The organism is Streptococcus troglodytae (assembly GCF_002355215.1).
GTDB lineage: Bacteria > Bacillota > Bacilli > Lactobacillales > Streptococcaceae > Streptococcus > Streptococcus troglodytae.
Genome location: NZ_AP014612.1, coordinates 1,505,471 through 1,518,518, shown reverse-complemented (window position 1 = coordinate 1,518,518; position 13,048 = coordinate 1,505,471). Strand labels below are relative to the sequence as shown.

Below are 13,048 nucleotides of genomic sequence, written 5' to 3'. Positions count from 1 at the left end.
AAAATTTTAAATTTTTAGTATAATAAGGTGGTTATATTGTAATTAAAAGGAGATTTTACAGTGTTTTATACCTACCTGCGCTCTTTGTTAGTTTTCTTAATTTGGGCTGCTAATGGTAATATTCATTACCATCATCGAGATAAGTTGTTGCCTGAAGATGACAATTATATTTTAGTTGCACCTCACCGTACACTATGGGATCCTATCTTTTTAGCCTTTGCAGCTCGGCCTAAGCAATTTATCTTTATGGCTAAGAAGGAATTATTTGGCAATCGTGCTTTCGGCTGGTGGATTCGCATGTGTGGAGCTTTTCCGATTGATCGTGAAAACCCAGGGACTGAGGCTGTCCGTTATCCTGTTAAAATGCTTAGGAAAAGTGACCGTTCTTTGATTATGTTTCCAAGCGGCAGTCGCCATTCCTCTGATGTTAAAGGTGGCGTTGCAGTTATTGCCAAAACAGCAAAAGTTAAGATTATGCCTGCAGCCTATACGGGGCCAAGATCCATCAAAGGCTTGCTTAAACATGACCGTATTGATGTTACTTTTGGCAATCCCATTGATATTTCAGATATTAAGCGCATGAATGATGATGGCATCGAAGAAGTGGCTCATCGTATTGAAAAAGAATTTGACCAAATGGATACAGAAGTTGCAACTTTCAAAGATGATGAGCGACCAAGCTGGTGGAGCTTGATTTATCGTTTGCCAGCTATGGTTTTGGTGGCTATTGTGCTGGCTTTCACCTACCTCTTTTCTTGGTTTGCTAGCTTTGTCTGGAACCCAGAAAAGCATCGTGATAAAAAGATAAAATAACAACAGGGAATTTGTACAAAGATAAAGAAATCTTAAAATCGGTTTATCCAATTGTCTTGCAAGTTTTTATACCTAAAAAGGAAGTTTAGGATTTTTCCTAATCTTCTTTTTTTACGAATAAAGAAGTAAGGAGGTTAAAATGATTGACGAATTTTTAGATAAACTCAGGGAAAAGAAAAGTGTTTTTGCCCTAGTAGGCGGTCTTGTAGTCTTACTGGGTTTGGGTGCTTATTTCTTTTTTCCTTCTGCCAATAAGCAGGAAGATAGTCTGGCTCGTTTAAAGGAACAATCCCTTCAGGTAACCACAAGGACTGGCAAAGAAAGTCAGAAGAAGACGCAGGTGACGAGTGCCAAATCAACAATAACTGTTGATATTAAAGGAGCCGTTAAGCATGAAGGCGTCTATACTTTACCAATGGACAGCCGCATTGATGATGTGATAAAAAAAGCGGGCGGTTTTTCTGAAAAAGCTGATCGCAAATCTGTTAATCTGGCTCAAAAATTACAAGACGAAGCAGTTATTTATGTGGCAGCTATTGGTGAGAATATTAGTGTCATTAGGGATTCTCAGGAAAGTAAAACCAATCAGACAGATAAAGCAAATACTAAAGAAACTTCGGTAAAAAGTAAGGTTAATCTTAATACTGCCACTTTGGCTGATTTGCAGACTATTTCTGGAATTGGTGAGAAGAGAGCTCAGGATATTCTTGATTATCGTGAAGCCAATGGAGGTTTTAAGTCAGTGGATGATTTGAAAAATATTTCAGGGATTGGCGATAAAACATTTGAGAAGTTAAAGGATTTAGTCAGTGTTGATTAGATTTTTTCCTATCAAGCCAATCTATTTAGCCTTTTTAACGGTTTTGCTTTATTTTGTTATTTGCTGCTTTTCTTTTTTGCCAGTTGGCTTATTTGTTTTAGCTTTAGTCTTTCTTGTTTTTCAATATGATAGGAAAACCTGTATCAAAACGCTTTTGTTTTTATTGCCTTTTACCGCTTTCTTTTTCTATTCTCATCAAAAAAGGCAAAGTGAGTATCAGATGGTACCCAAGCAGGTTCAAAAGTTAACTATCATTCCAGATACACTTAGTGTAAATGGCGACAGCTTGAGTTTTCATGCGAAATCAGGTCATTGGACTTATCAGGTCTTTTATAAATTAAAATCTGAAACAGAGAAACATTATTTTGAGCAATTATGGCAGACAGCAGAAATTCAAGTGACAGCAGATGTGACAGAAGCAGAAGAGCAGCGTAATTTCAAGGGATTCGATTATAGACACTATTTAAAGATGCAGGGAATTTACCGACTTGTTAATGTCACAGACATTAAAACAATTAAACTGAGCTCTAAACGCTCTTGGTTTGCTCGTTTGCATGAATGGCGACGAAGAGCCTTGGTATCCATTCAAACAAAATTTCCAGACCCCATGAAACACTATATGACTGGCCTGCTTTTTGGCTATTTAGACAAATCCTTTGATGAAATGAATGCTATTTATTCTAGCTTAGGTATTATTCACCTTTTTGCTTTGTCAGGTATGCAGGTTAGTTTTTTTATCGGGAAATTTCGTTATTTGGGTTTGCGTTTAGGTATCAGACAGGAATATATGAATGCTATTCAGCTGCCCTTTTCTTTGCTTTATGCTGGTTTGACTGGTTTTGCAGTATCTGTTGTGCGCAGTCTGATTCAAAGTAATCTTACTCATTTTGGTTTTAAAAAGCAGGATAATTTTGCTTTAACTTTATTTATTATGTTTTTTCTGATGCCTAATTTCTTATTAACAACAGGAGGTGTGCTTAGTTTTGCCTATGCTTTTATTTTGACCATGATTGATTTTGATGCTTTGTCACCCTTAAAACGGAGTCTATTTCAAGCCTTTTCTCTTTCTTTAGGAATTTTACCGCTGTTGATGTGGTATTTTAGCAGCTTTCAGCCCTTATCTGTCCTATTGACTGCCCTCTTTTCTTTCATTTTTGATGGTTTGATGTTACCCTTTTTGACACTTGCCTATTTTCTGTCGCCTTTTGTATCACTTGCTTGCTTCAATCCAGCTTTTAGATTATTAGAAAGAATAATTGTTCAAATTCACTTAATCTTTAGTCGTCCTTTTATTTTGGGCAGTCCGGCTTTGCCCATTCTCTTAATTTTATTGTGCCTTTTAGCCTTACTCTATGATTTTCATCAGAAGAAAAGAGTGGTATTAGTACTTAGCAGCATTCTCACCCTGCTATTTTTCATCAGCAAAAATCCTTTGACTAATGAAGTAACTGTTATTGATATTGGTCAGGGGGATAGTATTCTTCTTCGAGATATCAGCGGTAAGACTATTTTAATTGATGTAGGAGGAAAGGTAACTTTTAGACAGGCTGATAAATGGCGGCGGCGTATCAGTGATGCTAATGCTGAAAAGACTTTGATTCCCTATCTCAAAAGCAGAGGCATTGGTAAGATTGACCAATTGGTTTTGACTCATACTGATACAGATCATATGGGAGATATGGAAGTGGTGGCAAAGGCCTTTCATGTTGGTCAAGTTTTAGTTAGTCCAGGTAGTTTAACTAAAACAAATTTTGTCAATAAATTGAGAAGAATGAAAGTTAAGGTACACACCACTAAGCCAGAGGAGACATTATCCATTATGGGGAGTCATTTACAAGTACTTTATCCATTGAAAACAGGTGATGGCGGCAATAATGATTCTATTGTTCTTTATGGGCGCTTGCTAGGTTTAAATTTTCTCTTCACAGGAGATTTAGAAAAAGAAGGAGAAGCAGAATTGCTAAAGGCTTATCCCAATTTAAAAGTTGATGTCTTAAAAGCTGGACACCATGGTTCAAAAGGCTCTTCTTCACCTGAATTATTAGCTCAAATAGAGCCTAAAATTGCTCTTATTTCGGCAGGAAAGAACAATCATTATAAACATCCCCATCAAGAGACATTGGATAGATTTGCGCAAATAAAAAGTCGGATTTATCGGACGGATCAAGAGGGCGCCATTCGTTTTAAGGGTCTTAAGCATTGGCAGATTGAGACTGTACGATAAATACTTTATTTTCTTTCATCGTGTCAAAGTTTTTTTAAGTGATTATGATGTTAACTATTGATTTTTAGGTTGCTCAAATGATGATTTTTCTAGTAGAAATAACCTAAGCAATCCTTTTAGTGAACTTGTTTTCCCTTCAAAATTATGTTATCCTTGTAGAGAAAAAATTATTAGGGAGTTTCTTTTATGTTTACAGCTTATAAAAAGTTTTGGACAAATTATGTCAATTTTACAGGCCGTTCAAGTCGTTCAGATTATTGGTGGGCAATCTTGTGTAATTCTTTAATTATGTTGCCATTTGTTTTTACGGCTACCTCAATTTTCTATTCCAATTTAATTGAATTTATTAGGGGTTCTGCTATTTCTGCTTTTTCTGGTGAAGAATCAGTTTGGTCTATTTACTCAATAGATATTATTATTCTCTTTGTTATTATTGTCCTTTTTTCATTGGCTATTTTATTACCTACTTTAGCTATTTCTATCCGTCGCTTACGTGATGCCGGTTTTCATTGGTCCTTAATTTTTGTTCCGATAGGAGCAGCTTTATTTTCATTCTTAGAGCTGATTCCATTTTTACGTGCAATTGTATCTATCATAGTCTGGTTTGCATTGATCTTTTATTACATCTTGCTTTGCCAACCAAGTAAACCTTATCAGGCGCCTGTACAACCAATTGCTCCTCAGCAGCCTCAGCAAATGGCTCCACAAGGACAGCCAGTTCAGGCACAACCGCAACCACAGCCACAGACAACTCCTCAACAGCCGCAAACCCCACCAGTGCAGCAACCACAAGCACCTACTAATCAACAGTAAGATAACTTTATTTATCAAGGGAGTCAGAGATAAACGAATCTCAGACTCCTTTTTTATATGGTCATTAATAGAAGAAGCGCATAGGCTCACAAAAATGAAAAAAGAGTATTGGAGATTTTTCTAACCTTAATGTTCATGCTCTTTTTAATTTTTGCTATAATAAAAACATGATTGCTATAGAAATGATTGAAAAGTTAAAAAAGAGGAACTTGCATCCATTACTGTTTTAAGTGGAGAAGATTTTGGTCAATATGGGCAAATGAAAAAACTCTTTTTTAATAAAATTGGCTTTGAACCGAGTGATTTGAATTTTTCTTATTTTGATATGTCTGAAACGTCTTATCAGGATGCAGAAATGGATTTAGAAAGTTTACCTTTTTTTGCTGATGAAAAGATTGTTATTTTTGATAATTTTGCAGACATCACAACGGATAAAAAAACTTTTTTAAATAATAGCGAATTGAAGCGCTTTGAGGACTATCTAGGAAATCCTCTTGCCAGTACAAAATTAGTTATTTGTGCTTCTGGGAAATTAGATGGCAAACGCCGTTTAGTTAAATTGTTAAAACGAGATGCTCAGCTTTTCGAAGCGAAAGTGCTCAAAGAAGCAGAGCTTCGTACTTATTTTCAAAAGCGGGCACACAAGGATGGTCTTGTTTTTGAATCAGGTGTATTTGAAAGTTTGTTGATAAAGTCTAATTTTGATTTTAGTGAAGTTGCTAAAAATCTTACTTTCTTAACTTCCTATAAAAAGGATGGGCATATTAGAGCTCAAGACATCAGTGAGGCTATTCCCAAGACTTTACAGGATAATATTTTTGATTTAACACAATTTATTTTGACAGGACAGATTGATGCAGCGCGTGATTTAATCCGTGATTTGCGTCTTCAGGGAGAAGATGAGATTAAGTTACTTGCAGTCATGTTGGGACAATTCCGCATGTTCACTCAGGTAAAAATTTTAAGTAGCCAAAATAAATCTGAGACTCAAATAGTGACAGCTTTATCAGATTATTTAGGGCGAAAAGTTAACCCCTATCAGGTTAAATTTGCTTTACGTGATTCAAGAACACTCACTTTACCTTTTTTGAAAAAGGCTATGATGTTGTTAATTGAAACAGATTATGCTATTAAGAGCGGGACTTACGATAAGGACTATCTTTTTGATGTCGCTTTGCTTAAATTAGCTCATGAAAATCGGGGATGATTTCTGTCAAAGCAAGAATGTACATCTAGAATTATTTTACTAAGACCTCTTGCATGCCGTGTAAAATAAGTAAGCAGAATAGTTGTAAGCTCTATTTTTTTACGATATGATGAAGATGTATCAAAAAAGAAAAGAGGAAAATGATATGGCTATTCTTTTACCGGATCTTCCATATGCTTATGATGCACTTGAACCATATATTGATGCTGAAACGATGACCCTTCATCATGATAAGCATCATGCAACTTATGTCGCAAACGCTAATGCAGCTCTTGAAAAACATCCAGAAATCGGAGAAAATTTGGAAGTGCTTTTGGCTGATGTGGAACAAATTCCAGCGGATATTCGTCAGGCTTTGATTAATAATGGTGGCGGTCATCTTAATCACGCTCTTTTCTGGAAACTCTTGTCGCCAGAAAAGACAAAAGTTACTGCGGAAGTAGCCGCAGCAATCAATGAGGCTTTTGGTTCATTTGATGATTTTAAAGCAGCTTTTACAGCTGCTGCAACGACGCGTTTTGGCTCAGGTTGGGCTTGGTTAGTAGTTGATAAAGAAGGAAAACTTGAAGTGACCTCAACAGCTAACCAAGATACTCCAATTTCACAAGGCTTGAAACCGATTCTAGCACTTGATGTTTGGGAACACGCCTATTATCTCAATTATCGTAATGTTCGTCCAAACTATATTAAAGCCTTCTTTGAAGTTATCAATTGGAACACCGTTGCACGTCTCTATGCCGAAGCTCTTGCTAAATAAACCTTAAAACCTGTATTCACAGAAACTCTTTTGGCTATGAGATAAGTGCTACTTAGTAAACGCAACCGTAAGGCCGCTATAAAGGAATAGTTCCCGTCGTAGTGCAAAAATGCTGACCATCAGAGGCAATGAGAAGATTTTCGAGACCTTCAGTTTGACGTTTAAAAGGGGACTGAGGAAAGCTTCTGCGTTTTGTTTTCTCTTGCGACCTAAGAAAACTGTTAAAAGGGTTATAAATACAAGTTTCTAAAAAAGGAGAAAGCAGCGTTTTGCCTTCTCCTTTTTTAGTTGGTCAGTTTTCTGGGAAAATTTCATCGAATTTTTTGTATGACATCAATGCCTAGCCTATGTAATTGAGGAGCGAAGTAAATCCGTATGCAGCTGTGTCATAAAGTGATTATTTACCTTCTGTTTATAAGAATGGAATAGCTCGTTACAATTATGAGGTTATTTCTTTTTTGTTTCAAAAAAATTTCTATCTTACAAAATTTTTCTAATTCTCTTGTTATTCTGCTAATGGTCCTTTATAATGATAAGGCTAGGAGAAAATTTGTGAATAAAAAACAGTCAGTTATATTAGGTATTTGCATTGCTTTAGCTATCATATGTTTAGCATTTGTTTTACAATCGAAACACGTTATGAAGCAGTCCTTTTTTAATAATCACTCAATGGGTCAAAGAAAGAAAAACAGTAGTGCTAAGACTCCCGAATCAAGTGAGCCAGCTCCTCAAGTTATTGAAAAAACAGCAGAAGAGAAACAGGCTATCGTAGATGTCGATGCAGCAAGAATGGATGCTCTTGGCTTACATTATGATTATGCCAATCTCACACTTCCGCAAGTTGTTCAAACTTATATGGATGAAAGGGGGATTGATCATTCAAATATCGCTTTCTCTTATAAAAATACAAAGACCAATGAGGTCATTGCGATGAATGAAACACAGCCTATGACAGCAGGTTCAACTTATAAATTACCTTTAAATATGTTAGCCGTTGATGCTGTTAAAAAGAAAACTCTCAATGGATACTCCCTATGATATTACAGAACTTGATTATGAATATGCTGGGGAATATCAGGCCTATCGTCATCAATTTGGTAATGATATGACAATTTCTGAGATGCAGGAATATTCTTTGGTTTACTCTGAGAATACGCCTGCTTACGCTATGGCCAAGGCGCTTGGCGGTTTTGATAAGGTTTATCCACTGTTTAAGCGCTATGGTCAATCCAAGGGTGATGTCAAAACAATTGACCAAAATGGTAATAAGACAACGACAGATTATTATATCCAAGTACTTGATTATCTTTGGAAACACCAAGATAAGTATGCTGATATTCTTAATTTTTTAGGTCAATCTTTCCCAGATTTATATTATAAAACCTATCTTCCTGACATTGATATTCGTCAGAAACCTGGTTATGTGAGAGAAGCTTTAAATATTGATGCTATTGTTTATGAGCAGACACCATACTTGATTGCAATTTATACAGCTGGTTTAGGTGGTGTAACACCTGAAAATGATGAGGTTAATGGCCTTGGCTATTCACAGTTGTGTCAGCTTACTTATGTTATCAATGAATGGCATCGTGTTAATCGGAATTAATCATAAGAGAGGTTGGTCATGTTGATATGACAAACATGAACAGTTGGCGGCTTCTTTTGTTTTTGAAACTATTTAGAAAAAAATCAAAATACTTATTGACAATTTCCAGGCAAAGTAGTACAGTCTCTTTAGAAAATAGTCTAAATAAGAAAGAAGTTAAAAATGTTAATTCTTCTGGGGTCTGCCTTGTTCGTTTTACTTGTTGCTTTTCTTGTCGTTTTTATTTTCTGAAAAGAAAATATCAGTTTCGTTTTGCTCTTGTTGGTCTTGGAGCTCTGGGTTTTTTGGTCTCGTCACAGCTTTTGGAAAGACTGCTGCATCTGCTGATTTTACAGCCTCGGATGGATGGTAGTAACTGGTTGATGACTTCCCATCCTTATCTTTATGCTCTTTATGGCATTTTAGCTGCTGGTCTCTTTGAAGAAACTGCCCGTTTTCTGATTTTTAAGTACTTATCAGCTAGGCAAACCTTACAAAATAGAGATGCTATTGGTTATGGTTTGGGTCATGGTGGCATTGAGTTGTTACTTTTAGGAGTGTTACAATTACTTAATTTCCTGCTCATCTCACAGATGATAGCGTCGGGTCAAACAGAAGGACTTTCTCAAATAGTCATCAAACAAATGGAGAGCTTGACACCTTTATCAATTTTTTTGCCTGTCTTTGAGCGTCTTATAGCCTTAGCTGTACAAATTTTGTTGAGTATTTGGGTCTATTTGGCTGTCAAGAAAAAGCGAGTGAATCTCTATGTTATGGCTATTATTTGGCATGCTCTCATTGATTTACCAGCAATGCTTTATCAAGAAAAGATTTTGTCAAACATGCTTTTGACTGAGCTGATTCTACTAGGGGCTAGTCTTTTGCTTTGGTTCTTAACAAAGAGGATGATAAAAAAGGAGGGAGAAAAGGGACTTATCTGAAATTTTTATCTTCGTTCTCTTGACATTCAGCTGCTATATGTTAAGATACTTAACAAAGAGGTTTTTTTATGGATAGACAATCACTTATTGCTTTTAATCAGAAATTTCAAGATTTTCTTGAGGCCTATACTCAATTAGAAAAAAATCAGCATGTGATAAAAGGTGCTATCCCTCTCAATACAGCAGAAGTGCACACCCTTGTTAGTATTGCTCAAAATCAGCCTATTAATCTAGTTGGTTTGTCAAATTTACGGGGAATTTCTCGTAGTGCTGTGACTCAAATGGTTTCAAGATTAGAAAGTAAAGGGCTTTTAATTAAAGTTCCTAATGAAAGTAATCGTCAGGAAATGTTATTGTCTTTAACAAGGGCTGGTCAGAAAATTTATCAGGTTCATCAAAAGCAGCACGCTTATCTTGAAAAGAAAGTGATGGCTGTTTTACAAGCCTATCCTCAAGATTTCTTGGCCAATTTGGAAGCGATGATGGTTGAGCTGGAAAAGGTTTGGAAAGAATTGCCTTGGTTATCAAGGTAATTCTTTAAAAGTTTTGTTAAGCAACTTAACAAAATATGGAGGAAAGATGTTAACATTTAAACTAAAAAGTCAAAGTCATTTAGCAGATAGTCCTTTTGGACTCATCATTGAACATTTGCCCCCTTGCTGTCAAGTTAAAGTGAGACTAGATCTTGATCATTATTATAATATTAATGCTCCAATGAATCTATCTTCTCAGACACCTTGGCAGGCAGAAGCTTTGTTTTATTCAGATGATAAGGGAAGATTAGATTTATCGGAATCAAATCTTTATCGCAATATATCCATTATGGAGCTCTTTTTTAAGAATCAGCCGAGATCTTGTAAGAAGGAAAAGTTAAGTCAGCGCTTAGAAAGCATTCCTTTAAATCCTTTTTATGATCTGAAAATTAGTGTTTTTAAAGGTCACTCTTTATTGGGGGAGACAAACGTTAGACGCTATTATCAGCTTCCAAGCATTAGTCATTTAGATTTGAACTTTTCAAGAGCCAAAGGACGGTTTTTTTATGATAAAATGTCTTCTCAACAACCAGCAATCATCGTGTTAAGCGGCAGTGATGGCAGAATTGAAAAGGCACAAAACATTGCGCAGTTATTAGCTAGTCATGGTTTTACCACATTAGCTCTTGCTTATTTTGGTTTAGAAGGTCTTGCTTCTCATTTAGAGAAAATTCCGCTTGAAATTATCCAAGAAGCCATCGATTATTTGAAAAAGTCACCCTATGCGGATAGTATTCGCCTTGGACTTTATGGGCGTTCAAAAGGAGCAGAATTTGCTCTTTTGGCGGCTAGTCATTATGCTGATTTTAAGTGTCTAGTGCTTAATTCTCCTTCTTATCTTTGTTTGGAAGGTCTTAAGCAATGGCGCAATTCTAAGACCTCTTCGTGGACTTATCAAGGGCAAGAACTCCCTTATCATCCTTTTTTGTGGAAAGATTTTTTCCAACGTCTTATTTTTAAAAAAGATTTAAAGAATGTGAATCATCAGGCTGTTATTCCTGTTGAGAAAATTAATGGTCCTTTATTGCTCTTAGTTTCCAAGAAGGACGAAGTTTGGAACGCTTACGGTTCTGCTGTAACTATTGTTAACCGATTGCAGCAGAAAAGATTTAAATATCCTTATCAAGTAGAAAGTTATGAAAATTGTGGTCATATGATGACAGTAGCCTATCAGCCCAATCACCGTTATCAAAAGGTTGCCCTTGAAAAAATTATGGCAGATACGAATGATTCTTGGCAAAAGACGCTTGCATTTTTTAGAAATCATTTATAGCAGGGACTGGGCGGTTTGTAAAACAATATAAGACAGAGTCTATCAGATTTCTGATTTCAAAATAAATGCTTGCAAAATTTTTGATGGACAGAATAAAAGAAAAATTCCCCAAGATGATTTGCCTTGCCAAGGTTGGTGATTTGTCCTAACTTTTGGTAAGTTGTTCATTTTGAGGAATTCTTTTTATTTTACAAACATAGCATCGCCAAAGCTAAAGAAGCGATAATGTTTATCAACCGCATGTTTATAGGCTTTAAGGATAAAATCACGTCCTGCAAAAGCTGAAACCAGCATGACCAGAGTTGATTTTGGAAGATGAAAATTAGTTGAAAAAGCATCAACAATTTTAAATTGATAGCCCGGTTTAATAAAAATGTTGGTCCAGCCAGAATCTGCTTCAATTTGCCCAGCAAATTTATTACCGATAGTTTCTAAAGTACGAATTGATGTTGTCCCAACTGCCACAATACGACCACCATTTGCTTTGACATCTTTTAGTGTTTGGGCAGCCTCTGGTGATAGGCTGTAGAATTCGGAATGCATTTGGTGCTCTTCTACATTGTCAACTGAGACTGGACGAAAAGTTCCTAGTCCTACATGCAGAGTCAAATAGACTAGTTTAACGCCTTTGGCTTCGATTTTGCTTAAGAGCTCTTCTGTAAAATGGAGGCCAGCTGTTGGAGCGGCAGCGGAGCCATTTTCCTTAGCATAAACGGTCTGATAACGGTCACGGTCTTCTAATTTTTCATGAATATAAGGTGGCAAGGGCATCTCTCCGAGGCTTTCTAAGACTTCCAGAAAGATACCCTCATAAGAAAATTCCACAATGCGTCCACCATGATCTAATTCTTCTTTGATGGTAGCTTTTAAGCGGCCATCTCCAAAGGAAATGTGACTGCCAACCTTAAGACGTTTAGCCGGTTTTGCTAAAACCTCCCATTGATCTCCCTGAATATTTTTTAGAAGCAGCAATTCTACATGGCCGTGTGTCACTGTTTTCTCACCATGAAGACGGGCAGGCAAGACACGTGTATCATTCATAACTAAAGCATCACCTGAATTGAGCTCATCAATAATATGATCAAAATGAGTATCTTTCATTGTTTTTTTCTGATGATCAACGACTAAAAGTCTGGAACTGTCACGCTGTTTAAGGGGAGTTTGGGCAATTAATGCTTCAGGCAGGTTAAAATCAAAGTCACTTGTGTTCAAGAGATTCTCCTTTATCAGATATATAGCTTATCTATTATAACATGAGAGCCTTAATAAGGCTAAGAATGTTGCTATTTATTTTAAAGATAGGTTATTTATTTGTAATCATTCTAAATAAGATGTATAATAATATTATATGACAAAAGGAATTGGAACTATGGGGGAAGAAAAAATAGTACAAAAAGATGATAATTTTTCAGGACGTCTCAATATTTTAAGAGCAAGTGTCTTAGGAGCTAATGATGGTATTATTTCGGTCGCAGGAGTCGTCATTGGGGTTGCCAGTGCAACAACAAATATTTGGTTTATCTTTTTGTCAGGGCTTTCGGCTATTCTTGCAGGGGCTTTTTCTATGGCAGGCGGAGAATATGTCAGTGTTAGTACGCAAAAGGATACTGAAGAAGCTGCTGTTAAGCGAGAAAAGGCTCTTTTATTGACTGATAGTGAAAAGGCAAGACGCTCCCTTCATAATGCCTATCTTAAAAATGGTGAATGTGAAACTTCCGCTGAACTTTTAACCAGAAAGGCTTTTTTAAAATCACCTGTAAAGGCTATGGTTGAAGAAAAATATGGGATTGAGTACGAAGAGTTTGTTAATCCTTGGCATGCTGCTGTTTCAAGCTTTTTTGCTTTTACAATCGGTTCTATATTTCCTGTAATAACCATTTTGCTGTTTCCAGTCACGATTCGCATTCCGGCAACAGTCATTGTTGTTGGTTTAGCGCTTCTCATGACCGGCTATATCAGTGCTAGACTTGGCAGTGCGCCAACTAGGCCAGCGATGAGACGTAATTTGGTAGTAGGACTATTAACCATGCTAGTTACTTATTTAGTGGGACAACTTTTTTCAGTTTAAGTTTTTGAAGAAAT

General features: G+C 36.3%; 9 protein-coding genes and 3 pseudogenes. 11 read left to right on the top strand and 1 reads right to left on the bottom strand.

Annotated features, from left to right (window positions below):
* Nucleotides 1–60 precede the first annotated feature (60 nt).
* The 10 genes and pseudogenes from SRT_RS07315 (at nt 61) to SRT_RS07265 (ending at nt 10,966) form a co-directional block, all read left to right on the top strand.
* Nucleotides 61–813 (top strand): lysophospholipid acyltransferase family protein, encoded by a 753-nt coding sequence (locus SRT_RS07315; protein ID WP_128833606.1) that lies wholly within the window; start codon nt 61–63, stop codon nt 811–813.
* Between the two features lie 139 nt (nt 814–952).
* Nucleotides 953–1,633 carry a helix-hairpin-helix domain-containing protein gene (locus tag SRT_RS07310; protein WP_128833605.1) on the top strand — a complete coding sequence of 227 codons (681 nt, stop codon included), beginning with the start codon at nt 953–955 and terminating at the stop codon, nt 1,631–1,633.
* A complete protein-coding gene (locus SRT_RS07305; protein WP_128833604.1) occupies nt 1,623–3,857 on the top strand; it encodes a DNA internalization-related competence protein ComEC/Rec2 in 2,235 nt (744 codons plus the stop codon). Before SRT_RS07310 ends, SRT_RS07305 begins: the two co-directional genes overlap by 11 nt.
* A 186-nt stretch (nt 3,858–4,043) precedes the next feature.
* Nucleotides 4,044–4,670 (top strand): DUF805 domain-containing protein, encoded by a 627-nt coding sequence (locus SRT_RS07300; RefSeq protein WP_128833603.1) that lies wholly within the window; start codon nt 4,044–4,046, stop codon nt 4,668–4,670.
* A 167-nt stretch (nt 4,671–4,837) separates the two neighbouring features.
* Nucleotides 4,838–5,877 (top strand): annotated as a pseudogene (gene holA / locus SRT_RS07295) (DNA polymerase III subunit delta).
* Nucleotides 5,878–6,022: 145 nt separating this feature from the next.
* Nucleotides 6,023–6,634: a superoxide dismutase SodA gene (gene sodA / locus SRT_RS07290; protein ID WP_128834055.1), complete on the top strand. Its 612-nt coding sequence runs from the start codon at nt 6,023–6,025 to the stop codon at nt 6,632–6,634.
* A gap of 552 nt (nt 6,635–7,186) precedes the next feature.
* Nucleotides 7,187–8,240 (top strand): annotated as a pseudogene (locus SRT_RS11215) (serine hydrolase).
* Nucleotides 8,241–8,402: 162 nt separating this feature from the next.
* Nucleotides 8,403–9,160: pseudogene (locus SRT_RS07275) on the top strand (YhfC family intramembrane metalloprotease).
* A 68-nt stretch (nt 9,161–9,228) separates the two neighbouring features.
* Nucleotides 9,229–9,693, top strand: a complete 465-nt coding sequence (locus SRT_RS07270; protein ID WP_128833599.1) for a MarR family transcriptional regulator — start codon at nt 9,229–9,231, stop codon at nt 9,691–9,693.
* A 46-nt stretch (nt 9,694–9,739) separates the two neighbouring features.
* Nucleotides 9,740–10,966: an acyl-CoA thioesterase/bile acid-CoA:amino acid N-acyltransferase family protein gene (locus tag SRT_RS07265; protein WP_128833598.1), complete on the top strand. Its 1,227-nt coding sequence runs from the start codon at nt 9,740–9,742 to the stop codon at nt 10,964–10,966.
* A 183-nt stretch (nt 10,967–11,149) separates the two neighbouring features.
* Here SRT_RS07265 and queA read toward each other — a convergent pair whose 3' ends face one another.
* On the bottom strand, nt 11,150–12,178 hold the full coding sequence (gene queA, locus SRT_RS07260; RefSeq protein ID WP_128833597.1) for a tRNA preQ1(34) S-adenosylmethionine ribosyltransferase-isomerase QueA: 1,029 nt from the start codon (nt 12,176–12,178) through the stop codon (nt 11,150–11,152).
* A gap of 136 nt (nt 12,179–12,314) precedes the next feature.
* Between queA and SRT_RS07255 the strand changes: the two genes are divergently transcribed.
* A complete protein-coding gene (locus SRT_RS07255; RefSeq protein WP_128833596.1) occupies nt 12,315–13,034 on the top strand; it encodes a VIT1/CCC1 transporter family protein in 720 nt (239 codons plus the stop codon).
* Nucleotides 13,035–13,048 lie beyond the last annotated feature (14 nt).

What these genes read in the sequence shown, in the direction of transcription:
- SRT_RS07310 (WP_128833605.1), top strand. Translation starts at nt 953, where the DNA reads ATGATTGACGAATTTTTAGATAAACTCAGGGAAAAGAAAAGTGTTTTT.
- SRT_RS07300 (WP_128833603.1), top strand. Translation starts at nt 4,044, where the DNA reads ATGTTTACAGCTTATAAAAAGTTTTGGACAAATTATGTCAATTTTACA.
- sodA (WP_128834055.1), top strand. Translation starts at nt 6,023, where the DNA reads ATGGCTATTCTTTTACCGGATCTTCCATATGCTTATGATGCACTTGAA.
- SRT_RS07270 (WP_128833599.1), top strand. Translation starts at nt 9,229, where the DNA reads ATGGATAGACAATCACTTATTGCTTTTAATCAGAAATTTCAAGATTTT.
- SRT_RS07265 (WP_128833598.1), top strand. Translation starts at nt 9,740, where the DNA reads ATGTTAACATTTAAACTAAAAAGTCAAAGTCATTTAGCAGATAGTCCT.
- SRT_RS07255 (WP_128833596.1), top strand. Translation starts at nt 12,315, where the DNA reads ATGACAAAAGGAATTGGAACTATGGGGGAAGAAAAAATAGTACAAAAA.